19 protein-coding genes are annotated in these 21,391 nt (G+C 71.4%); 9 read left to right on the top strand and 10 right to left on the bottom strand.

Translation table 11 applies throughout. The annotated features are described in order from the left end of the window. Positions 1-3: 3 nt before the first annotated feature. From Pma05_RS03325 to Pma05_RS03360, 8 genes are all read right to left on the bottom strand, one after another. On the bottom strand, positions 4-918 hold the full coding sequence (locus Pma05_RS03325; protein WP_203855749.1) for an SDR family NAD(P)-dependent oxidoreductase: 915 nt from the start codon (positions 916-918) through the stop codon (positions 4-6). A 190-nt stretch (positions 919-1,108) separates the two neighbouring features. Next, complete coding sequence (locus Pma05_RS03330; protein ID WP_203855750.1) at positions 1,109-2,110, bottom strand: zinc-dependent alcohol dehydrogenase; 1,002 nt, start codon at positions 2,108-2,110, stop codon at positions 1,109-1,111. 3 nt (positions 2,111-2,113) lie between these two features. Next, entirely contained in the window at positions 2,114-3,145 is a 1,032-nt protein-coding gene (locus tag Pma05_RS03335; protein ID WP_203855751.1) for a transketolase family protein, read from the bottom strand. Continuing rightward, the gene (locus Pma05_RS03340) at positions 3,142-4,035 is read right to left on the bottom strand and encodes a transketolase (protein WP_203855752.1); all 894 of its coding nucleotides are present in this window, start codon (positions 4,033-4,035) and stop codon (positions 3,142-3,144) included. The genes Pma05_RS03335 and Pma05_RS03340 overlap by 4 nt, the downstream gene beginning before the upstream one ends. Next, positions 4,032-5,525 (bottom strand): aldehyde dehydrogenase, encoded by a 1,494-nt coding sequence (locus Pma05_RS03345; protein WP_203855753.1) that lies wholly within the window; start codon positions 5,523-5,525, stop codon positions 4,032-4,034. The genes Pma05_RS03340 and Pma05_RS03345 overlap by 4 nt, the downstream gene beginning before the upstream one ends. Positions 5,526-5,711: 186 nt before the next feature. Beyond that, positions 5,712-6,497 carry an ABC transporter permease gene (locus Pma05_RS03350; RefSeq protein ID WP_203855754.1) on the bottom strand — a complete coding sequence of 262 codons (786 nt, stop codon included), beginning with the start codon at positions 6,495-6,497 and terminating at the stop codon, positions 5,712-5,714. Continuing rightward, complete coding sequence (locus Pma05_RS03355) at positions 6,497-7,384, bottom strand: ABC transporter ATP-binding protein (protein ID WP_239311587.1); 888 nt, start codon at positions 7,382-7,384, stop codon at positions 6,497-6,499. Before Pma05_RS03355 ends, Pma05_RS03350 begins: the two co-directional genes overlap by 1 nt. Before the next feature lie 94 nt (positions 7,385-7,478). Continuing rightward, positions 7,479-8,567: an ABC transporter substrate-binding protein gene (locus Pma05_RS03360; RefSeq protein ID WP_203855755.1), complete on the bottom strand. Its 1,089-nt coding sequence runs from the start codon at positions 8,565-8,567 to the stop codon at positions 7,479-7,481. Positions 8,568-9,127: 560 nt separating this feature from the next. Here Pma05_RS03360 and Pma05_RS03365 point away from each other — a divergent pair. The 6 genes from Pma05_RS03365 (at position 9,128) to Pma05_RS03390 (ending at position 15,945) form a co-directional block, all read left to right on the top strand. Continuing rightward, on the top strand, positions 9,128-9,973 hold the full coding sequence (locus Pma05_RS03365) for an SDR family NAD(P)-dependent oxidoreductase (protein ID WP_203855756.1): 846 nt from the start codon (positions 9,128-9,130) through the stop codon (positions 9,971-9,973). A gap of 241 nt (positions 9,974-10,214) precedes the next feature. Continuing rightward, a complete protein-coding gene (locus Pma05_RS03370) occupies positions 10,215-11,033 on the top strand; it encodes a CoA transferase subunit A (protein WP_203855757.1) in 819 nt (272 codons plus the stop codon). A gap of 233 nt (positions 11,034-11,266) precedes the next feature. Next, positions 11,267-12,049 (top strand): CoA-transferase subunit beta, encoded by a 783-nt coding sequence (locus Pma05_RS03375; RefSeq protein WP_203855758.1) that lies wholly within the window; start codon positions 11,267-11,269, stop codon positions 12,047-12,049. A gap of 368 nt (positions 12,050-12,417) precedes the next feature. Beyond that, positions 12,418-13,503, top strand: coding sequence for an ABC transporter substrate-binding protein (locus Pma05_RS03380; RefSeq protein WP_203855759.1), 1,086 nt, complete (start codon positions 12,418-12,420; stop codon positions 13,501-13,503). A 78-nt stretch (positions 13,504-13,581) separates the two neighbouring features. Then, entirely contained in the window at positions 13,582-14,757 is a 1,176-nt protein-coding gene (locus Pma05_RS03385; protein ID WP_203855760.1) for a mandelate racemase/muconate lactonizing enzyme family protein, read from the top strand. 42 nt (positions 14,758-14,799) lie between these two features. Then, positions 14,800-15,945: a mandelate racemase/muconate lactonizing enzyme family protein gene (locus Pma05_RS03390; RefSeq protein WP_203855761.1), complete on the top strand. Its 1,146-nt coding sequence runs from the start codon at positions 14,800-14,802 to the stop codon at positions 15,943-15,945. Positions 15,946-16,155: 210 nt separating this feature from the next. Here Pma05_RS03390 and Pma05_RS03395 read toward each other — a convergent pair whose 3' ends face one another. Beyond that, a complete protein-coding gene (locus tag Pma05_RS03395) occupies positions 16,156-16,620 on the bottom strand; it encodes a hypothetical protein (RefSeq protein WP_203855762.1) in 465 nt (154 codons plus the stop codon). A gap of 679 nt (positions 16,621-17,299) precedes the next feature. Between Pma05_RS03395 and Pma05_RS03400 the strand changes: the two genes are divergently transcribed. From Pma05_RS03400 to Pma05_RS03410, 3 genes are all read left to right on the top strand, one after another. After that, positions 17,300-18,076 carry a GntR family transcriptional regulator gene (locus Pma05_RS03400; RefSeq protein WP_203855763.1) on the top strand — a complete coding sequence of 259 codons (777 nt, stop codon included), beginning with the start codon at positions 17,300-17,302 and terminating at the stop codon, positions 18,074-18,076. A 76-nt stretch (positions 18,077-18,152) separates the two neighbouring features. Further along, positions 18,153-18,476, top strand: a complete 324-nt coding sequence (locus Pma05_RS03405) for a hypothetical protein (RefSeq protein ID WP_203855764.1) — start codon at positions 18,153-18,155, stop codon at positions 18,474-18,476. Then, positions 18,476-20,512 carry a calcium-binding protein gene (locus Pma05_RS03410; protein WP_203855765.1) on the top strand — a complete coding sequence of 679 codons (2,037 nt, stop codon included), beginning with the start codon at positions 18,476-18,478 and terminating at the stop codon, positions 20,510-20,512. The genes Pma05_RS03405 and Pma05_RS03410 overlap by 1 nt, the downstream gene beginning before the upstream one ends. A 30-nt stretch (positions 20,513-20,542) precedes the next feature. On the opposite strand, the gene Pma05_RS03415 is transcribed toward Pma05_RS03410, so the two are convergent. Then, positions 20,543-21,280 (bottom strand): IclR family transcriptional regulator, encoded by a 738-nt coding sequence (locus tag Pma05_RS03415; protein WP_203855766.1) that lies wholly within the window; start codon positions 21,278-21,280, stop codon positions 20,543-20,545. Positions 21,281-21,391 lie beyond the last annotated feature (111 nt).

Here is a 21,391-nt window from a genome sequence, read left to right on the forward strand (position 1 = left end):
CGTTCAGCTCGCCTTTCCGTTGACCGTCGGAGGATTCGTCCGCGCGACCGGGGGCACGCGATCGAGGACCGGGTTGGCCCGATCGAGAACCGGATTGGCCCGATCGAGGATGTTGCCGGCCCGCTCCCGGATCCGGTCGTCCCAGTCGGCGTCGGTCAGCGCGTACAACCGGTCTGCGCGGATCGCCGCGACCAGGTGTTCCGCGACCTCGGCCGGGGACATCCCCTCGGCCAGCCGGGCGTGCATCAGCTCCCGCTTGGACCGGCCGGCCACCGCACCCGGAGTCTCGGTCTCGTTGCGCAGCTCGCTCGGCCGGTTACGGCTGCCGAGGAAGAGGTTCGTCGCGATGGTCCCCGGGCAGAGCGCGGTGACCCCCACCGGTACGCCCCGGGTGCGCAGGTCGGCGTAGAGGGTCTCGGTCAGCGCCAGTACGGCGTGTTTGGTGATGCCGTACATGTTGGACGGACGGGTCACCGCGGTCATCGAGGCGGTGTTCACCACGTGCCCGCCCTCGCCGTGCGACAGGATCAGCGGGAGGAAGGTCCGCACCCCGTAGACCACGCTCCAGAAGTTGACCCCGACGGTCCAGGTCCAGTCCCGGTCGGTCGCCTCCCAGATCGCCCCGTCGAGATAGCCCTCGACTCCGGCGTTGTTGCAGATCACGTGCACCTTGCCGAACGCCTCGACCGCCCGGTCGGCGAGGTCGCGCACGGCCGCCGGGTCGGAGACGTCGGTGCGTACCCCGACGACCTGGTGGCCGTCGGCGGTCAGCTCGGCGACCGCCCGGTCCAGCGCGTCCGCCTGGACGTCGGCCGCGACGACCCGCATGCCCTCCTCGGCGAAGCGCTGCGCGAAGGCCCGGCCCATCCCACTGCCGGCGCCGGTCACCACGGCGACCCTGTCCCGGAACTCCCTCACCTGACTCCCTCCCGCTCCCCGCCCACGCCCGGCCGCCGGCCGGGCACGCTCTCGACCCCGCCGCCGGTCATGGCCGTCCACCGACCAGGCACACTCCCGATCCCGCCGCCGGTCACGGCCCTCCACCGACCAGGCACACCCTCGACCCGTCGCCGCCGCCGACCAGTCACGCCCGCGCCCCCGCCGCCGGTCACGGCCGCACCAGGACCCGGACCAGGTCGCCCGGGTGGCGCAGCCGGACCAGGGTCTCCGGTACCTCCGCCAGCGAGACCCGCTCGCTGACCAGCGCCGCCCCGTCGACCCGGCCGGCCAGCAGGTGCGCCACCGCCTGTGCGTAGTCGTCGGCGTCGAAGGCGCAACTGCCGACCACGGTCAGTCCCCGGCCGACCAGCCCCCGGGCGTCCAGCGACTCCGGCGCGGAGTTCAACGCGACCTGCACGGCCACTCCGCCGGGTGCGAGTACCGCCACCGTCTCGGCCAGCGCACCGACCGCCGCCGAACACTCGTAGCCGGAGCCGAAGGCCAGCCCGTGCTCCGCCGCGTGCCGGGCCAGCGAGGTGACCCGGCTGTCCAGTACCACGTCCGCGCCGAGCGCCTCGGCGGCGGCCCGACGTCCGGCGGAACGGCCGACCGCGACGATCGGGCCGGCGCCGGCCAGCCGCAACGCCAGGATCACGTTCAGCCCGACGCTGCCGACCCCGTAGACCACGGCTGGTTCGCCGGGCTCGGGCCGGCCGAGGCGTACCGCCCGGAGCGCCACCGCCAGCGGTTCGGCGTGCGCACCGAGTTCCGGCTCGACCTCGTCCGGCAGCGCCACGAGCTGCGCCTGCGGCACGGCGACGTACTCCGCGTACGCCCCCGGGGCGGTCAGCCCGAGGTTGGGCAGGGCCGGGCAGCGGAACGGCAGGTGGCGCCGGCAGGACTGGCAGGTCCCGCAGCCGCCGAGCGGGTTCACCGCGACCGGCTGCCCGATCCGCCACCGGTCGGCATCCCGGCCCCGCTCGGCGATCCGCCCGGCGAACTCGTGCCCGAGCACGTGTCCGGGTACGGCCCGGCCGTGCTCGACCATGTGCACGTCGGAGCCGCACAGCCCGCAGGCGTCGACCGCGACGACCACGCCGTCCGGGGTGGGCACCGGATCCGGCAGTTCGGCCAGTTCGGTGCCGCCCGGCACACAGACGACGGCGCGCATCGCTCAGGCCCCGACCAGCGCCCGGGCTCGCCGGGCCACGCCGTCCGGGGTGAGGCCGTAGTGCGCGTGCAGCGTGGCCGGCACCCCGACCTCCAGGTCGACGTCGGGCAGCGCCAGGGTGTCGAGATCCGCCGGTACCCGGTGCCGGCCCAGCACCTCGGCGACGATCGAGCCGAGCCCGCCGATCTCGTTGTGCTCCTCGACGGTGAGCAGTTTGCCGGTGCGCTGGGCCGCCGCCAGCAGGGCTTCCCGGTCGAACGGCTTGAGGTAGACCGCGTCGAGTACCGCCGCCTCGATTCCCTCGGCCGCCAGGGTCTCGGCGGCGGCCAGCGCGAGACCGACCCCGATGCCGTACCCGATGATGGTCAGGTCGTCACCGGGGCGGACCTGGACCCACTTGCCGTAGTCGAAGGTCGGCGGCTCCGGATAGACCGGCAGGGTGCCCTCGCTGATCCGGTAGAAGACCGGGCCGTCATGCTCCACAGTAGAGCGGAGCAGTCCGACGGTGGCGTTGCTGTCCGCCGGCGCCACCACGGTCAGGTTGGTCAGGGTACGCGCGATCGCCACGTCCTCGACCGCGTGGTGGCTGGTGCCGAAGAACCCCATCGCCAGCCCGGAGAGCCGGGCCACGAACCGCACCGGCAGATGGTTGTACGCCACGTCGGTGCGCAACTGCTCGGCACACTTGATCGCCCCGAACGGCGCCATCGACAGCACGTACGGCCGCAGCCCACTCGCCGCCATCCCGGCCGCCGCCGAGATGGTGTTGGTCTCGGCGATGCCGAACTCGAAGTACCGCTCCGGATGCCGGGCCCGCAGGTCGGCCAGCACCGCGCTCATGTCGGCGGAGAGCGCCACCACCCGTTCGTCGGCGTCGGCGAGTCGGGCGATCTCCACACCCACCGGATTGGTCTTCACCTGGGTGTGGCCCTTGTCGTCGGCGAAGACGTCGACCATCTTCTCCCGCGCCTCCGGGGCCTTCTCCTGTCCGGGCGGCATCGGGTCTGTCGCGGGTGGGGCCTGGGTCTCGGTCATCGCATCCTCGCTTCGATCTCGGCGCGAGCCCGGTCGCGCTGTTCCGGGGTCAGATGGCCGAGGTGCCAGGACTGCGGCGACTCCTCCATCATCGCCAGGCCCTTGCCCTTGCGGGTCCGGGCGACCACGCAGACCGGCCGCCCCTCGCCGACCGGGGGCAGCGCGTCGAAGGTCGCGCAGAGCGCCGCCACGTCGTGCCCGTCCACCTCGACCGCCTGCCAGCCGAACGCGGTGAAGCGGTCGGCGACCGACTCGATGTCGATGGCGTCGGAGGTCGGCCCGTGCCCGGAAAAGCCGTTCGCGTCGACGATCGCGACCAACCCGCCGCCGAGCCGGTAGTGGCCGGCAGCCATGATCGCCTCCCAGACCTGCCCCTCCTGGATCTCGCCGTCGCCGGTGAGTACGAAGGTGCGGTAGTCCCGCCCGGTCAGCCGGCCGGCCAGGCTCATGCCCAGCCCGACCGAGAGGTTGTGGCCGAGCGACCCGGAGCTGAAGTCGACACCGGGGGCGAGCCGCATGTTCGGGTGGTCGTTGAGCGGGCTGCCGAGCTGGCCGAACGTCTCCAGCCACTCCGCCGGGTAGTAGCCGAGGTCGGCGTAGACCGGCCAGAGCCCGGTCGCGACGTGTCCCTTGCCGAGCAGGAACCGGTCCCGGTCCGGCCAGTCCGGCCGGCCCGGGCGCAGCCGCAGGGTGTGGTAGTAGAGCACCGAGAAGATCTCCGCGCAGGAGAAGGTGCTGGAGTAGTGGCCGAGGCCGGCCTGGTCGATCAGGTCTATCGTGCGCAGCCGGATCCAGTCCGCCCGCCGGGCCAGTTCGGCGTGGCCGACCGGCCGCCCCCGCTCCAGTTCCTTTGTCGTCCCGCTGCCGGGTATCTCCGCCGTTGCTGTCATCGCCCCATCCCTGTCGTCCGCGCACCGCGAACTTCTCGCGCCGGCTCGCCGGCGGTCACGTACATCGACTTGACGTTCTGGTAGGAGGCGATCGCCTCGGGGCCGTTCTCCCGGCCCAGCCCGCTGGCCTTGTAGCCGCCGAACGGGGCGGTGACATCGGGCGCGTAGCCGTTGATCCCGATCGTGCCGGTCTGGATCCGGCGGGCGACCGCCAGCCCGTGTTCGAGATCGCCGGTGAAGACGCTGCCGCCCAACCCGTACGCCGAGTCGTTGGCGAGCGCGACCGCCTGCTCCTCCCCGTCGTACGGCAGTACGCAGACCACCGGTCCGAAGATCTCCTCCTGGGCGATCCGGGACCGGTTGTCGACGTCGGCGAAGACCGTCGGGGTGAAGTAGAAGCCCCGGTCCCGCCCGGCCGGTCGGCTCCCGCCGGTGACCAGCCGAGCGCCCTGGTCGAGCCCGTTCGCGACGTACTCGGCGACCCGGTCCCGCTGCCGGGCGCTGACCAGCGGACCCATCGTGGTGCGCTCGTCCAGCGGGTCGCCGAGGACGAACCGGTCGGCGACCTCGCGCAGCGCGTCGACCAGCTCGGCGTACCGGGAGCGGGGGGCGAGCACCCGGGAGAGCAGGAAGCAGGTCTGCCCGGCGTTGCCGAACGAGCCGATCGTCAACTGCCCGGTCACGGTGTCGAGGTCGGCGTCCGGCAGCACGATCGCGGCCGACTTGCCGCCCAACTCCAGCGACACCGGCCGGAGCAGTTCGCCGCAGATCGCGCCGATGGCCCGGCCGGCCGCGGTCGAACCGGTGAAGGCGATCTTGTCCACTCCCGGGTGCCGGACCAGCAGCTCCCCGGTGTCCCGGCCGCCCGGCACCAGGTTGAGCACCCCGGCCGGCAGCTCCGCCGCCTCGGCGGCCTCGGCCAGTAGGTAGGCGTCGAGCGAGGTCTCCGCCGCCGGCTTGATCACCACCGCGCAGCCCGCGGCGAGGGCCGGGGCGAGCTTGGCCATGGTGAGCGCCTGCGGATAGTTCCACGGCACGATCAGCCCGACCACCCCGACCGGCTCGTGGCGTACCACGGTGTGGCCGGGGCGCATCGCCGCCGGGCGTACCTGCTCGGTCGCCCCTTGCCGGGTCAGCTCGGCGTAGTAGCGCAGTACGCCCACCGGCCGCAGCACGCTGTAACGGCGGGAGACCGCGAGCGGCTGCCCGATCTCCCGACTCACCAGCCGGGCCAGCTCGTCGGCACGGGCCTCGATCGCGTCGGCGAGCCGCTCCATGGCCTCGGCCCGCTCGGTCGCCGTACTCCGGCCCCACTCCCCGGCGTCGACGGCCTGGCGGGCCGCGCGTACCGCCGCGTCGACGTCCCGCGCGTCACCCCAGGGCGCCGAGCCCAACGGCTGCTCGGTGCTGGGGTCGACCAGGGTGACCGTCCGGTCGGACGCCGGTGGCTGCCAGGTGCCGGCCCGGAAGACGGCGGTCCTGGTCAGCATCGGGTCCGCTCTCGAAGCGGAGTTCCCACTGTTCTCCTCTCCATCGGCCCGCCGCCGGCCCGGCTCCACCGGTCCTGACTGACTGGTCAGTCAGGACCGGCTGGTCGGGAGGGCGGCCTGGTCCGGTGCCCTGGCCTGTCCGCCGTACGGCGGCTTGTCGCGGGTTCGGGTGGCGTGTGCGGGGTACTACTGCTTGGCGACGGAGTCGTGCCAGGGGATGACGAGTCGTTTCGCGGTGGTGACCGCGAGATACAACAGGGAACCGAGGACGGCGAGGATCACGATCACCGCGAACAGGGTCGGCGCGTCCAACGAGTTCAGACTCGACACGACGAGATAACCCAGTCCCTCACTGCCGCCGAGGAACTCGCCGACGATCGCGCCGATCACCGCGAACACGATCCCGACCTCCGCCCCAGCGAAGATGTACGGCAACGTACTGGGCAGTTCGAGGTCCCGGAACGTGGCCCACCGCGACGCACCCAGGCCGCGCATCACGTCCCGATGTCCCCGATCCACCGACCGGACCCCCAGCAGGACGTTCAGCATGATCGGGAAGAACGCCAGGATCACCGCCATCACGATCTTCGACGTCATCCCGAACCCGAACCAGATCACGAAGATCGGCACCAGCGCCACCTTCGGCACCACCTGGAACGCCACCATCGCCGGCTGCACTGCCCGTTCCAACCACACCATCCGGCCCAACACCGCCCCCAACGCGGTCCCGACCAGCAGCGCGATCGCGAACCCGAGCAGCACCTCGAACAGGGTCACCCGGACATGCGCCCAGGTGGCCGGGTCATCCAACATCCCGACCAGCGACTCACCGACCTTCACCGGCGCCGGCAGGATGAACTCCGACACCCCCACCACCGACACCGCGAACTGCCACACCCCGAGGAACAACAGCAGCAGGATCGGGGAACTGATCCACGGCAGCAGCCGGCCGACACCCTCACGCTCACCCATCAGGACTCCTCGTCCAGTTCCACCCGCAGTCCTCGCACGATCTGCTGAAACTCCGCCGACGCCTCGGTGTCCGCCGACCTCGGCCGATCCAGCGACACCGAGGTCACCGACCGGATCCGGCCCGGACGTGGCGTCAACAACACCACCCGGTCGGCCAGGAACACCGCCTCCGAAATCGAGTGCGTCACGAACACCACCGTCGCCCCCGTCGCCGCGTGAATGCTCTGTAGTTCGAGGTTCATCTTGTCCCGGGTCAACGCGTCGAGGGCTCCGAACGGCTCGTCCATCAGCAGGATCGACGGCCGCGCACTCAACGCCCGCGCGATCGCCGCCCGCTGCCGCATACCCCCGGACAACTCCCGCGGATACGCCCCCTCGAACCCCCGCAACCCGACCAGGTCACACAGCTCCTCCGCCCGCTCCGCCCGGGCCTTGCGGTCCACCCCCCGCAACTTCAACGGCAACCCGATGTTCTCGGCGATCGTGAACCACGGAAACAGGTTCGCCTCCTGGAACACCAACCCGACCTGCTTGAGCGCCTCGTCGTTGCGGGACGCACCCCGCCAGATCGACTGCCCGTTCGCCGTCACCGACCCCGACGACGGCGGCAACAGCCCCGACAGAATCCGCAACAACGTCGTCTTCCCACACCCCGACCGACCCACCAACGACACGAACTCACCCCGCCGAATCGACAGGTTCACGTCCCGCAACGCCTCAACCCGACCCCGCCGCGCCTGGTAAACCTTGTTCACCCCGGCGAGCTCAAGCTCCACCGACCCCAACTCGGGCCGGGAGGAATCCGCCACAGCCTGAGCGTCCGGGAGTTCACCCCGGGGCGCCGCGGCGTCACCAGTACCGTCCTGCACCGTTGTCTTCTGTGTCATCTCCATCGATCCCTGGATGTTTCGCCGGCCACCGGCAGGTGGCGAGATGGGTCGGAGTGCCGCGCGCCGAGGCGGGCGGCGGTCCGCTGGGCGGTCAGGCGGCGGTGGGAGCGAACTTGTCGGTCAGCCATGCCGACGGGTCCTTCCCGCCCGCGACGAGCTGGGACTTCACCATCTCGTCGTAGGTGGCCTGCCAACTCTGGGGGTTCGTCTGGACGATCTTGTCCGGTCCGTCCACGGTCCACGACTTGACGAAGAGCTTCAGCGCCTCGACCGCGACCGCCTGGTCCTTGAAAGACGGGACGTCGTACTTCGTCCCGATCAGCCGCATGGTCTCCTTGAAGCCGTTCTTCTCGTCGTCGACCATGAACTTGATCGAGTCGGCGATCGCCTGGAGGAAGCGCCGGAACTGGTCCTGGTTGCCGGGGTCCTCGCTCTGCTGCTTCGACGTCGCGTAGAGCTGCACGCCGGCCGAGACCACCGAACTGGGCGCGAAGGCCACCGCGTCCGGCTGCTGGGCGAGTACCGACAGCGAAGTGTCCAGCGAGACGATGTAACCGTCGATCCGACCCGACTTCACCAACTCGAACACACCCGGCGCCAGCCCGACCACCTGCCGCTTAACGGAGTCCTTCGGAATACCCGCCGAAGCCAGCACCAGATCGAGGGTCTTCTCACTCGTCCCACCCGTCGACGGCAACCCCATCGTCACGCCCCGGAAGTCCTCCGGCTTCGTCAGCGGCTTCCGCTTGCTCGACATGAACCGCAGCAGGCCCTGCTTCTCCACCCCACCCAGATTCACCAACGGAGCGTTCTTGTCCGAGATCGCGGTGATCGTCTCGATGTCACCGATCTTCGTCAGCAGGGCCGAGCCGGCCAGAACGGTCTGGATCGCCGGTGGGGAGCCCTGGGTCACCTGGAGCTTGACGTTCAGGCCGTGCCGCTTGAAGTGACCGCCGGTGTCCGCGAGCAGTTCCGGAGACATCGAGATGCTGGCCACCGGAATGATGCTGAGGAACGTGACGTCCGTCGTCCCGCCACCGTCGCCGCCGGCGCCCGCCGAGTCGTCCCCACAGGCGGAGAGCACCGTCGCCCCGACCCCGAGGGCCACCGCACCGAGGAATCCACGTCGGGTCCGCAGCGCGAAGGGGGTACCCCGGGTCTCGTGAACCGAACTGGTCATGCCGTCTCCTATTGAGTAGCTCCGATATCACGCAGGCTCTCCGGCCGATTACGGCAGGGACGCGTAGGCTCGGCCCCGAGGTGACCGACCGTCACCAAACTCAGTTGTGCGGCATCCGAACGACTGTGCTCGTATCGGACGTGTTACGGACGTTATCTGCGTCACGACATGTCGTCAACGGTTCATCTGGCCGTCTCGCCTGCTGGCCGAACGTTCGAGGTGGCCAGATACCGGTCACGCTCCGCTCACCCCGCGTTCACCGTGATCATGCTGCTCGATGGCTCGGGGTCGAAGATCCGTCGCGGTACGAGCCGGGTCTGTTCGGATCCGGGCCGGCGGGGGTACGGTGCGCCGACGCCCCGATCCGCCGTCGAGCCGGGGCGGATCGGCGATCACGCGGGTGCCCGGAGCGGTTCCGGGCGCCGTCCCGCGCGGAGCGGCCGAGCAGCGAACCCGACCACACACACCCGCCCTGCCGACCGGGCCCGGCCTGCCGTCCCGGGTACGTCGGCGGGGCTTCGGCAACGAATTTCAGCAGGTCAGCGAGTGAGGAGCCAGCCGTGACAGCAGACGACCACGCGACCGGACCGGGCAGCCGGGAGGCGTACCTCGGGCGGGTCTTCGACATCCGGGACCGGCACGTGCTGGTCACCGGGGCGGCCAGCGGCCTCGGGCAGGCCATCGCGGAGGCGATGGTCGACGCCGGGGCGGCGGTCACCCTGGTCGACCGGGATGCCGACGCGCTGCGCCAACTGGCCGACGCGCTCGCCGCCCGGAACGCCACCGTGGCGCACCTGGTCTGCGACGTGGCGGACGCGGCGGCCGTCCAGGCGACGGTCGAGGCCGCGACGACCCGGTTCGGCACCCTCGACGTGGCGTTCGTGAACGCCGGCATCGCCGGGGCACCGCGTACCGACGCCGAGTCCCGGCGGCTGGAACGGGTCCAGCTCGACGACTGGGACCGGGTGCTGGGGGTGAACCTGACCGGCGCGCTGAACACGATGCGGGCCGCCGCCTCGGTGATGCGCCCCCGGCGGTCCGGGTGCATCGTCGTCACCGCGTCCACCGCCGGGCTGCGGGCGGACCCGATGGTCGGCTACCCGTACGTCGCCTCGAAGGCCGCGATCGTCAACGTCGTCCGGCAGGCCGCGCTCGACCTGGCCCCGGACCAGATCCGGGTGAACGCCATCGCGCCGGGGCCCTTCCGCACCAACATCGGCGGCAAGCGCCCCCGATCCGCCGAGGCGGAGGCGGCCTGGGCCAGCACGATCCCGCTCGGCCGGATGGCCGATCCGGAGGAGATCAAGGGGCTGGCGCTGCTGCTCGCCTCGCCCGCGTCGAGCTTCATGACCGGCGCGGTCTTCCCGGTCGACGGTGGTGCGCTCGCGCTCTCCCACGCGATCTGACGGAGGCGGAGCCGGGTACCCGGATCGACGGCCAGCGGGCGGCGGACCTGGCCGGACGGCCGAATCGGCACGGCCACGACGGCGCCGGAAAATCCCGTGGCCGTGCCGGCGGCGTTGACGGGGCCGGATCCGTCACGCTACGTTCGTTCTCAGAACAGGCGTACGCCAAACGAACGAATGCGCTCCGTCTGCCGTCACCGCTCGGCAGGGCGACGACGCGCGATCAGGAGACTGGGGACGGATGGCTGAGATCGTCTCGTTGGCCGAAGGTGTGGCCGAGTTGGTCAACGACGGTGACACGGTGGCGCTGGAGGGATTCACCCACCTGATTCCGTTCGCCGCCGGCCACGAGATCGTCCGGCAGCGACGGCGCGACCTGGAGTTGGTCCGGATGACCCCGGACGTCGTCTACGACCAGCTCATCGGGATGGGCTGCGCCCGCCGGCTGGTCTTCTCCTGGGGCGGCAACCCGGGCGTCGGCTCGCTGCACCGGTTCCGGGACGCGGTGGAGCGCGGCTGGCCCACCCCGCTGGAGATCGAGGAGCACAGCCACGCCGGGATGGCGAACCGCTACGTGGCCGGCGCGTCCGGGCTGCCGTTCGCGGTGCTGCGCGGCTACACCGGCACCGACCTGCCCCGGCACACCCCCACCATCAAGCCCATCACCTGCCCGTTCACCGGCGAGGTGCTCACCGCCGTGCCGGCGTTGAACCCCGACGTCACGATCGTGCACGCCCAGCGGGCCGACCGGACCGGCAACGTACAGATGTGGGGCATCACCGGCGTGCAGAAGGAGGCGGTACTGGCCGCCAAGCGGTCGCTGGTCACCGTCGAGGAGATCGTCGACTCCCTGGAGCCGATGCCCACCCAGGTGGTCCTGCCGACCTGGGCGGTCAGCGCGGTCGCGCTCGCGCCCGGTGGCTCGCACCCGTCCTACGCACAGGGCTACTCGGTCCGGGACAACGACTTCTACCAGGCGTGGGACGCGATCAGCCGGGACCGGGACACGTTCACCACCTGGATGCGGGAGCACGTCCTCGACGCCCGGAGGGACGCATGAACGAACGCGGCGAGGGACGCATCAACGAGCCCGGCGAGGGGCGCATGGACGAACGCGACCAGCCAGGCGAGACGAACGAGCGCGAGCAGCCAGGCGGGCAGGCGAGACGAGCGAGCGCGAGCGGGCAGACGAGATGAGCGAGTGCGGGCAGGCGGGCGGGCAGGCGAGATGAGCGAGCGCGGGCAGGGTGGCGGGATGAGCGAGCGGAGCGAGCGGCCGGGAGGGTGGCGGCGATGAGCGCGGAGTGGACCGCCGACGAGATGATGACCGTCGCCGCCGCCCGGCAACTGCGGGACGACACGGCGTGCTTCGTCGGGATCGGCCTGCCGAGTACCGCCGCCAACCTCGCCCGGGCGACCCACGCCCCCCGGCTCGTGCTCATCTACGAGTCCGGGTGCCTCGGGGCCAAGCCCGACCGGCTGCCGCTCTCGATCGGCGACGGCATCCTCGCCGACACCGCCGATGCGGTGGTCAGCGTGCCGGAGGTCTTCAACTACTGGCTCCAGCCGGGCAACATCGACGTCGGGTTCCTCGGCGGCGCCCAACTCGACCGGTACGGCAACATCAACACCACCACCATCGGCGGGGACTACCGCGATCCCAAGGTACGGCTGCCCGGGGCCGGTGGGGCACCCGAGATCGCCGCCTCCTGCCGCGAGGTCATCGTCATCATGCGGCAGAGTCCGCGTACGTTCGTCGAGCGGGTCGACTTCGTCACCTCGTTCGGGTACGGCACCGGCTCCGGTGACCGGGAGCGGCTCGGGTTGCGCGGTGCCGGGCCACAGGTGGTGATCACCGACCTCGGCATACTCCGACCCGAACCGTCCAGCCGGGAACTGGTGCTGACCGAACTGCACCCGGGCGCCACGGTCGAGCAGGCCCGCGCGGCGACCGGCTGGCAGTTGCGGGTCGCCGACGACCTGCGTACCGGTGAGCCGCCGACCGGGTCGGAACTCTCGGTGCTGCGCGCGCTCAAGGCCGCCACCGGCGGCAACCGCTCCGCGTCCAACGCCTGAGCCGCCCGTCCAGCATCCGCGCCGCCCGTCCAGCGCCCGAGCCGCCCCGTTGGACGAGGCGCGGATTCGGGACCCCGTGATCCGTTCGGGCTGTCCTGCGCCACGCGCCGCGAGCCCGGCGTGCGTCCCAGAGCCCGGCGTGCGCCGAAGGCCCGCCGGGAGCGCCCCGCGCGCCGAGGGCGGGGGGTGTGCCGCATACCGGAACCGCGGCTTGTCGGCGTCGGACCCGACTGCGAGCGTGCTCGGCAAGCACCATCGGGCTCGGGCCGAAACACCACGTTCATCCACCGGACATCCCTTGCCGGTACGCGCGGCGAGTCACCGCCGCACGCGGAGCCGGTGTCCGGACATCCGTCCTAGGAGATCTCATGCGCAGCAACCCGATTTTCTCCGGTGAGACCAGATCGCGGCGTCGACCCGGCACCCGGGCCGCCCTGGCCCTGCTGCTCAGTACGAGCCTCGCGCTGTCGGCCTGCGGCGGCGGATCGGAGCCGAGCCAGGCGGGCGGCGAACTCAAGAAGGTGACCTACCTGAACACGCTGCCGCTGGAGAGCCTGACCTACGCCCCGGAACTCGTCGCCGACACCAACGGCTACTTCAAGGCCGAGGGACTCGACGTCGACTTCCAGTACATCAACGGCACCCCGCCGGCCGTCGCGGCCGTGATGTCCGGCAAGGGGCTGCTCACCCGGGCCGGCGACACCGACATCATGCGCAGCATCTCCGACAAGAACGCCCAGATCGTCAACGTCGGCGCCGTGCAGAAGGGCGGCACCACGATCCGGATCATCTCCAGCAGGCGCAACCCGATCACCAACGCCGCCGACCTGCGTGGCAAGACCATCGGGCAGTCCGCGCTGGGCGGCACCACCGAGGGCATCCTGGTGCTGGTCCTCGCCTCGCAGGGGATGAAGCTGACCGACGTGAAGCAGCAGGTGGCAGCGCTCAGCGCCGGCACCTTCAACCTGGTGCGCAACGGGCGCCTCGACGGCTACATGACCTCGCTGGACACCGCCTTGCAGGTGCAGGCGGACCACCCGGACGACGCGGTGCTGCTCGACCCGTCGCAGTACACGGCGGCCGGCACGCAGGCGTACGTCACCTCGGTCGAGCAGGCGAAGGACCCGGCCCGGCAGGACGAGATCCAGCGGTACCTGCGGGCCATCAAGTCGGCGGTGCGGTTCATCGCCGAGGACCGGGCCGACGGTTACGCGGACACGATCAAGCTGATCAGCGGCAAGTACAAGGTGCCGTCGTTCGCCAACCCGGAGGTCGCCAGGGCGGCCCTGGACACGTACGTCGCCACCTGGACCGCCGGCGGGGTCGAGACGGCGGTGCAGACCGACCGGTCCCGGTGGTCCTCGACCTACCAGGAGCTGGTCTCGGCGGGGCTGCTCGGCGGCGGAAAGGATCCGTCGCAGTGGATCGACGACCGCAACGCCCCGAAGTCCTGACCGCGCCGCAGCCCTGACCGCCACAGAGTCCTGACCGCCGCCTGAGGACGGTCGACGCCGAGACGAGGAGCCGCAGCCGTGCGGATTACCGCGCTGGAGAGCCTGCACTGTGCCGCCGGCACGCGGGTCTGGTCGTTCCTGAAGCTGTCCACCGACTCCGGCGTCACCGGCTGGGCGGAGTACACCGACAACCAGTTGGGCAGTGTCGCGCTGGCCGAGGTGATCGCCGGGCTCGGCCGGCGGGTCGTCGGCACTGACCCGCGCCGGCTCCGGCTGCTGGAGGCGACGTTGCGGTCCGCCGTCCGGGAGGCGGCCGGCGGGCTGGCCCAGCGCGCCGTCGGCGCCATCCTCAACGCCGCGCTGGACGTCACGGCGCGGGCGCTGGACGTACCGGTGCACGCGCTCTTCGGCGGTCCGGTCCGGGACCGGATCCCGCTCTACTGGTCGCACTGCGGGCTCGGCCGGATCCGGATGTCCGAGGCGCTCGGCACCGCACCGCTGCGCGACCTCGACGACGTCCGGGCGCTCGGCGCGGAGGTCCGGGCCCGCGGCTTCCGCGCCCTCAAGACAAACCTCATGGTGTACGACGGCAGCCGCATCGCCCTGCGCCTGCCCGCCTGGGGTGACGAGGGCTTTCCCGGGCTGGAGCCGACCCCGAGGTTCGTCGCGGACGTGGCCGAGGTGGTCGCCGCCTTCCGGGCGGGCGCCGGCCCGGACGTCGAGGTGCTGCTGGACGTCAACTTCAACGTCAAGGGCGAGGGGATCGGCCGGCTGGCCCGGGCGGTCGAACCGTCGGACCTGTCCTGGCTGGAGGTGGACACCTTCGAGCCGCTGGCGCTGGTGCACGCCCGCCGGCACACCCCGGTACGGATCGCCTCCGGCGAGGCGCTCTACGGCGCCCGGGCGTACCGGCCGTTCCTCGACTCCGGTGCGCTGGACGTGCCGGTCGTCGACGTGGCCTGGAACGGCTTCCCGGAAGCGGTCCGGATCGCCGAGCTGGCCGACTCGTACGACCTGAACATCGCGCCGCACAACTATGCCGGTCACCTGCTCACCTTCATGAGCGCCCAGCTCGCGGCGGTGGTGCCGAACCTCGCCGTGCTGGAGTACGACGTCGACGGGGTGCCGTGGCGCGACGAGGTCTTCACCGAGATACCGCGGATCGTCGACGGCGACCTGCTGCTGCCCGCCGGCCCCGGCTGGGGCTGCGTACCCGACGAGGACGCCGTCCGGGCCCACCCGGTCGACCGCTGACCGCTGACCGCTGCCGACCGAACCAGTTAGCAAGGAGATCGCGTGCCCCGTATCACCGCACTCGACGCCCGCGTCGTGAGCTACGGATTCGACCACCGGCCCCGACCGCTCAGCCTCGGCAGCGCGCTGCGCCGCGACGTCGTACTGGTCAGGGTGGTCTGCGCGGACGGGACGGTCGGCTACGGCGAGTCCTTCCACGGGCACGCCGGTACGGCCGTCGCCGAGATCGTCAACAGCACCATGCGGGAGGTGGTGCTCGGCCGGGAGCCGTCCGAGACGGCCGACGTCAACCGGGAGGTGTTCGCGCGCTTCGTCCTCTCCGCCGGGATGTCCGGTGGCTTCCTGCTCGCACTCAGCGGGATCGACATCGCGATGTGGGACGCCTGGGGAAAGATCCAGGGCGAGCCGGTGCACCGGCTGCTCGGCGGCTCGGTCACCGACTTCGCGCTGTACGGCGGCGGCTTCACCCTCGGCTTCCAGCCACCGGACGAGCTGGCCGAGGAGGTACGGCGGATGCGGGAGCAGTCGGGCTGGCAGGCGGTGAAGCTGCGGATCGGCGACTCGCCCGAACGGGACCTGGCTCGGATCCGGCACGTCCGAGAGGTCTTCGGCGACGAACTGTCCATAATGGTCGACGCCAATCTCGGCCACCGGTACGACGTGGCCCGGGTGGCGCCGGCCCTGGCCGAGCTGGGGGTGGACTGGCTGGAGGAGCCGTACCCACCCGGCAGCCCGGCCCGGTTCGTGGCGCTGCGTTCCCGCGGCCTGGTGCCGGTCGCGGCCGGCGAGAACCTCGGCGGCGCGCACGAGTTCGCGGACTGGATCGACCGGGGTGCCCTGGACGTGGTGCAGCCGGACGTGAGCCGGGTGGGTGGGATCACCGAGGCGCTCCGGATCGCGGCGCTGGCCCGGGCCGCCGGCCTGCGGTTCGCCCCGCACATCTCGCACAGCGCCCTCAACCACGCGGCGACCCTGCACCTGCTCTCGGCGGCCGGCGGCGAGGGCATCTTCGAGGCGGACGGCACGGTCGAGAACCCGTTCCGGGACGGCGTCATCAGCGGCGGGCCGGTACTGGCGAACGGCCGGGCCAGCCTGCCGACCGGTCCGGGTCTCGGCGTGACCGTCGACGAGGAGGCGCTCGGCCGGTACCCCGGCGAACGCGGCTCGCCGTTCCCCCGGCCCCGCTGACCCGGATAACTCGGTTGAGTGGGCACTGAGGTTCCACTCGTTGAGTAGTGGAAAGGGATGTGATTTGCAAGCCCGAGGATCTCGGAGTTGCCTCGCCGACCTCCGGGAGTCTGCCCCCGTGACTTGTCTCGGCCGGGCAACCGCTCCAGCGCGTCCTGCGCCGGTCTGGCCAGGTTGAACGTCACCCGCTTCGTCCACCTGGGTCACGGGTCACGAGCTGTCCTTGGCGATTGCGTCGAAGACGACCTGTACCGCCCATTCATCCGTCGAACATCCCGCTGGCGTGCAATCGGGGCAGCCATACCCGTGGTGCGCCTTCCTGACCAGCCGGGCGTCCTCTATGTCGTCTGGTGTCGGGTCGGCCGGCGGCAGTTCCTTGATGACGGCAAGCCAGTGCCGTGCGGTCTTCCTGGGTTCGCAGTCCGGTCGTAGGCAGGGGGAACACAGGCCGTCGTCGCCATGCTTGTGGACGTCGGCGATCCGGCGGGCGGCGAGCGTGACCGCGCAGATCATGTCCTGCCGCACCTCGTAGTCACCGTGAATTACGAGCTTGAGCGCCCACTCCAACAGCCAGCAGCGGTCTCCCCGACACTGGCCGCACGGCTTGACGGCGTGCTCTTGGACGATCTCCCGGGCCGAGTCGATCGACATGCCCAGCGGGCCGTCGTACATCATTGTTCCGGCCCCCGCCCGGGAAGCCACGGGTCGGTGGACCACCATCGCCAGTAGTCCCGTACCCGTCCGCGCCGGTGGCGGATCCAGGCCCGGACACGGGTCACCACCGGTCGGCCCGGTCGGTGCGGTACAGCCGCTGCTGTCCGTACGTAATCAGCCCGTCAACAACGGTAGGGCCGGTCCAGTCGGGGCTGCTCGGCCGGGGCCGCGCCGAGGGACCAACCGCCGCGCCCGTTGGCGTACGAGGTCCCTGGGCCGATCACCTCCACGGTCTCCGCCGATCGCCGGATCCAGCCACGTATCCGTTCGAACATCCCGATCCTCTCCACCTCGGGGGCGTGGGGCCGGGTCTTCTACGGCGCCGGCCCACGACTGATTGGGTGGGCGGCACCTCGAACGGGGAAGAGGTGCCGCCCGGTGGACGCGGCCGGGCCCTGGGGGAGGTCGGGACGCGTCCGGCTTGGACACGACGCGCGGCCAACCGGGTGGCTGATGGAGGTCGCGCCACGTCGCATCCGGCCGAGGGCGACCGACTCAGAAGTGCCTACCCCTAGATCACCTACCGTGCCGGCCGCTTACACGGTAAGCTACACCTATACAGACGACCCGTCTAGATAGGTTCGCCCATCAAAGGGGACGGAACATCACGACTACGTTGATCGGGGGTACGGTGACCGACGTGCCTACCCCGCACGAGCGGCCCCGCTATGCCCGGGTCGCAGACGAGCTACGCCGCCGGATCATGTCCGGCGCGATCCCGCCCGGCTCCATCCTTCCGTCGGAGTCCGCGCTGATGTCCGAGTTCGGCGTTGCTCGCGGAACCGTCCGCGAGGCGTTCGGGCTGCTCCGGAGTGAGGGTCTGATCGTCACCGAGATGGGGCGTGGCAGCTACGCCCGTCCCGTCCTGCCAGTACGCCGGCTCGGATCCGCCCGGTACCGCCGCGAACTGGAGCAGGTCCGCACCGGCGAGCTGGGCACCTCATTCACGGCCGATCGGAGCATGCCGTGGGCCGAGTACACACTGGACAGGGAGTTCCGCGAGGTTCCGGCTGACCGGGCAACCGCCGAACTGTTCGGGGTCGACCCTGGCACGGTGATCCTGGAACGCCGATTCGTATTCCGGTCGCATGGCGTTCCACAGCAGATGTCCACGTCGTGCCTACTGCTGGACATGGTGGCAGGTACGCCGGTCGCCGACCCGGACCGGGAGCCGTGGCCGGGCGGCAACACTGGCCAGCTTTACAGCCTGGGCATCACGATCACGGGTGTCCGGGAGATGGTTCGGGCCAGGATGCCGCTCAGGGATGAGATCGAGACGTTGAAGATCCCCGGCGGAGTGCCGGTAGTGACGATCACCCGGCAGACGTACGCCGGTGATCGGGTGGTGGAAGTGGCCACCGATATCGTGATCCCGGCCGATCGGGTCGAGCTGGATTATTGGATCGACCTTTCGTGAGCTGTGCCGGCTGGAACCTCAAGTACGCCTTGTCGTACTTGAGGTTCGAGCGCGTGTTCGGAGCTAAGCTCGGCTCGTGACCGACGCCCTCAACGTCGACCTGACCGCGCTCATCCGGTACGGCGACGAGGTTCGCAGCACCGGCAACGAGATCGTCGCCGCCCAGCGGGCACACCGCTCCCAGCCACCGGTTCCGGTGTCGTCGTTCGGCAATTCCGGATCGGGCGCCGCCGTACACGAGGTTGCCGAGCGGGCCCTTGAGACCGCGCACACCGCGCTGGACCGGCTCGCGGAGGTGCTGCACGGCGACGCCGAACTGTTGCAGCTCACGGCCTTCTCCTACCACGAGGCGAGCCAGTGGGAGGGCGCCCGGCACCGGCCACCACCAGGGCGGTCGTGATGGCGGCGGAGGTGCCGCTGACCGAGGCGGTGATCGCCGACGTGTGGTCGCTGGGCGCGGAGCCCGACCGGATCGAGCAGGCGGCGGCAGCCTGGCGGCGGCTCGCCGGGGCGGGCTACCGGCTGACCGGCGACGCGGTCGCTCGCGGGCAGCGGCTGCGCCAGACCTGGCGCAGCTTCGGGGCGGACAGCTACACGGTGCACCTACAGTCGCTGACCGGCCCGGTCGGGTTGTCCGGGGTCGCCGAGCAGGCCCGGCGGATCACCGAGACGCTGGGCGACATCGCGGCCGAGGTGCGCCAGGCACAGCACCGACTGGCGCTCGGCCGGGCCGAGCTGGCGCGGATCTGCCGGGTCGACGAGGTGGCGGACGGCACGGTCCGGCTCGTCTTCCACCCGGATCGGCAGGCAGCGGTGCAGGCCGCCATCGACGGGGCGACCGGGATCCGGGGCCGGCTGGACGACGCGCTCGCGGCGTACGCCCGGGTGCTCCAGGCGGCCCGCGACGCGCTGGCCGTGATCGCCGACAAGTGGCGGGCGCAGGCCGGCAACACCGCCGATCGGCCGTACCCGGTGCCGACTCCGCCCGGCGGGCCGACCCAGATCTTCGACCGGGACGCCAAGCACTGGTACGTCTACGCGCCCGGTGCCCGGGTCGACGTCGCCGGAGACACCGTGACGATCACCCGGGACAACCTGCCGCCGCAGGTCTTCCAGGCGCCGGAGGGGACGTCGGCGGTGACCGTGCACAGTGGACCCGGCGACAACCGGATCGACGTACGCGAGCCGACCGCGTCGACGGTGACCGTGGTGGCCGGCGACGGGCGGGACGAGGTGTCCGTCCAGGCTGCAGCCGGTCAGACGGTACAGGTGCTCGGCGGGGCGGGAAACGACCAGATCAGCACGTCGGGCGGCCGGGTGATGGTGTCCGGGAACGCCGGCAACGACGTGATCCAGATGCGGGACTACAGCGACGCCCTCGGTCGCGGCGGCGCCGGACAGGACCGGCTGACCGGGGTCGGCTCGACGGCCGGTACGGCCTATCTGTCCGGTGGGGACGGCCGGGACCTGATCGCCGTGCAGAACCCCGGCGCCACCGTGCTGGACGGCGGTGCGGGCCGCGACGCGCTCTACCCGCTGAGGCCGTCCGGGACGGCGCTCGGCGGTTCCGGCAACGACTTCATCGCCGGCATCGGCGCACAGTACGGCGGCTCCGGCGCGGACATCCAGACCGCGACCGGGGACGGCGGTCGACTCGACGGCGGCTCCGGCCCGGACACGCTGATCGCCAGCGGCACCGGCAGGGTCGACGGCGGCAGCGGAGCCGACCAGGTCTTCGACCACGGGCAGGCGGAACTCACCGGCGTCGAGCAGCGGCACCAGGTGCCCGAAACGAACCTCGTCGAGGGGTACCAGCGGCGGGTTGAAGTGGTCGGGGACGAGATCTCCCAGGCGATCACCAAGACCAACCTCGGCCACCTCGGCGGCGTACCGGAGGGGCAGGAGGCGCTGCGCCGGGTGGTCGAGGCCGCTGACCGGCACCCCGACGTCACCCTGACGGTCGGCGAGGAAGCCGGCGGCGGCGAGGTCAAGCGCGTGCGCGCGGAGGGGACCGGCAACCTGATCGGCCTGAACGTCACGTACGACGCCATCGGCACCGGGCCGATCCAGGGTACCGGTGCCTCCGATCTCTTCCACGAGAACCTGCACCTGCCGGGAGTACTCGACGGCACCACACGCTATTCGGAGCGGCACGTCCCGCCGGAGGTGGTCCGGGACTTCGCCGCCGGTGTCCCGGGTGCGGAGCAACGGCTCGCGGACGCCGTCGCCGGCCGGGTCACCTTCCCCGACCCGACCGACGCGGGCGAGTACGTGGAGGAGCGCATCGTCACCGGGCTACCGGTCGCACCCGAGCGGCACCAGATCACCGATGCCCAGCAGATCGTCGACCCGGTGAACGAGAACGCCTACCGCCGCCAGGTCGGCATGCCGGAGCGGCCGGCGTACAACGTCGAGGTGCCGGGCACACCGGAGTGAGCCGACCCAGGCCGAACGACGGCGGGGCGGTCAGGCGCTGAGCTGGCGGGAGAGCGACAGCGAGGCGGTCAGCACGGCGGGTGCGAGGTGCCGGGCGGTGGACCGGCTCTGCATCCCGGTCACCGATACGGCGGCCACCACCTCGCCCCGGCGGTCGAAGAGCGGGGCCGCCACGCAGTGCAGGCCGATCCGGGACTCCTCGACGTCGTACGCGATCCGCCGCTCCCGGACGGCGGCCAGCTCGGTCCGGAGGGCGCGCGGATCCTGGATGGTCTTCGGGGTCATCCGGCGCAGCCCGGCGGCGACGACCTCGTCCAGCAGGGCCGGCGGCGAGTATGCCAGGATCGCCTTGCCCAGCGCCGTGCAGTGCATCGGCAGCCGCCCACCGGCCCGGGAGTGCGGCACCGGCTCGTTCGGCGCGAGCAGCTTCTCGACGTAGACGATGTCGATCCCGTCCCGCACCGCGAGGTTCACCGTCTTGCGGGTGGTGGTGTGCAGGTCCTCCAGATACGGCAGCGCGATGTCCCGCAGCTCGCGCGGTGACGGCACCAGGTGACCGAGTTCGAACAGCCGCATCCCGAGCCGCAGCCCGTGCGGCGTACGCTCCAGCGCCCGCCACCGGACCAGGTCGCCGACCAGCCGGTGCGCGGTCGACTTCGGCAGGCCGGCCCGGTCGGCGAGTTCGGTCAGGGTGAGTTCGCCGTCACCCTTGTCGAACGCGTCGAGCAGGGAGAGTGCCCGGCTGAGGGAGGAGCTGGAGTTCCGCATGTCGGAACGGACGCTAGCGCCGCGGGGCCGGGTTGACAAGGGTTCACGGTGACCGGCGGCCGAGAACCCACCCCGAGCGTGGGCACCGGCACGGGCCGGCCCGAACCGCCT

The organism is Plantactinospora mayteni (assembly GCF_016862935.1).
Lineage (GTDB): Bacteria > Actinomycetota > Actinomycetes > Mycobacteriales > Micromonosporaceae > Plantactinospora > Plantactinospora mayteni.

Excerpts from the sequence above, each read along its gene's own strand:
- Pma05_RS03330 (WP_203855750.1), bottom strand. The coding sequence starts at position 2,110 with ATGCGCGCCGTCGTCTGTGTGCCGGGCGGCACCGAACTGGCCGAACTG.
- Pma05_RS03335 (WP_203855751.1), bottom strand. The coding sequence starts at position 3,145 with ATGACCGAGACCCAGGCCCCACCCGCGACAGACCCGATGCCGCCCGGA.
- Pma05_RS03340 (WP_203855752.1), bottom strand. The coding sequence starts at position 4,035 with ATGACAGCAACGGCGGAGATACCCGGCAGCGGGACGACAAAGGAACTG.
- Pma05_RS03345 (WP_203855753.1), bottom strand. The coding sequence starts at position 5,525 with ATGCTGACCAGGACCGCCGTCTTCCGGGCCGGCACCTGGCAGCCACCG.
- Pma05_RS03350 (WP_203855754.1), bottom strand. The coding sequence starts at position 6,497 with ATGGGTGAGCGTGAGGGTGTCGGCCGGCTGCTGCCGTGGATCAGTTCC.
- Pma05_RS03355 (WP_239311587.1), bottom strand. The coding sequence starts at position 7,384 with ATGACACAGAAGACAACGGTGCAGGACGGTACTGGTGACGCCGCGGCG.
- Pma05_RS03360 (WP_203855755.1), bottom strand. The coding sequence starts at position 8,567 with ATGACCAGTTCGGTTCACGAGACCCGGGGTACCCCCTTCGCGCTGCGG.
- Pma05_RS03370 (WP_203855757.1), top strand. The coding sequence starts at position 10,215 with ATGGCTGAGATCGTCTCGTTGGCCGAAGGTGTGGCCGAGTTGGTCAAC.
- Pma05_RS03375 (WP_203855758.1), top strand. The coding sequence starts at position 11,267 with ATGAGCGCGGAGTGGACCGCCGACGAGATGATGACCGTCGCCGCCGCC.
- Pma05_RS03380 (WP_203855759.1), top strand. The coding sequence starts at position 12,418 with ATGCGCAGCAACCCGATTTTCTCCGGTGAGACCAGATCGCGGCGTCGA.
- Pma05_RS03395 (WP_203855762.1), bottom strand. The coding sequence starts at position 16,620 with ATGATGTACGACGGCCCGCTGGGCATGTCGATCGACTCGGCCCGGGAG.
- Pma05_RS03410 (WP_203855765.1), top strand. The coding sequence starts at position 18,476 with ATGGCGGCGGAGGTGCCGCTGACCGAGGCGGTGATCGCCGACGTGTGG.
- Pma05_RS03415 (WP_203855766.1), bottom strand. The coding sequence starts at position 21,280 with ATGCGGAACTCCAGCTCCTCCCTCAGCCGGGCACTCTCCCTGCTCGAC.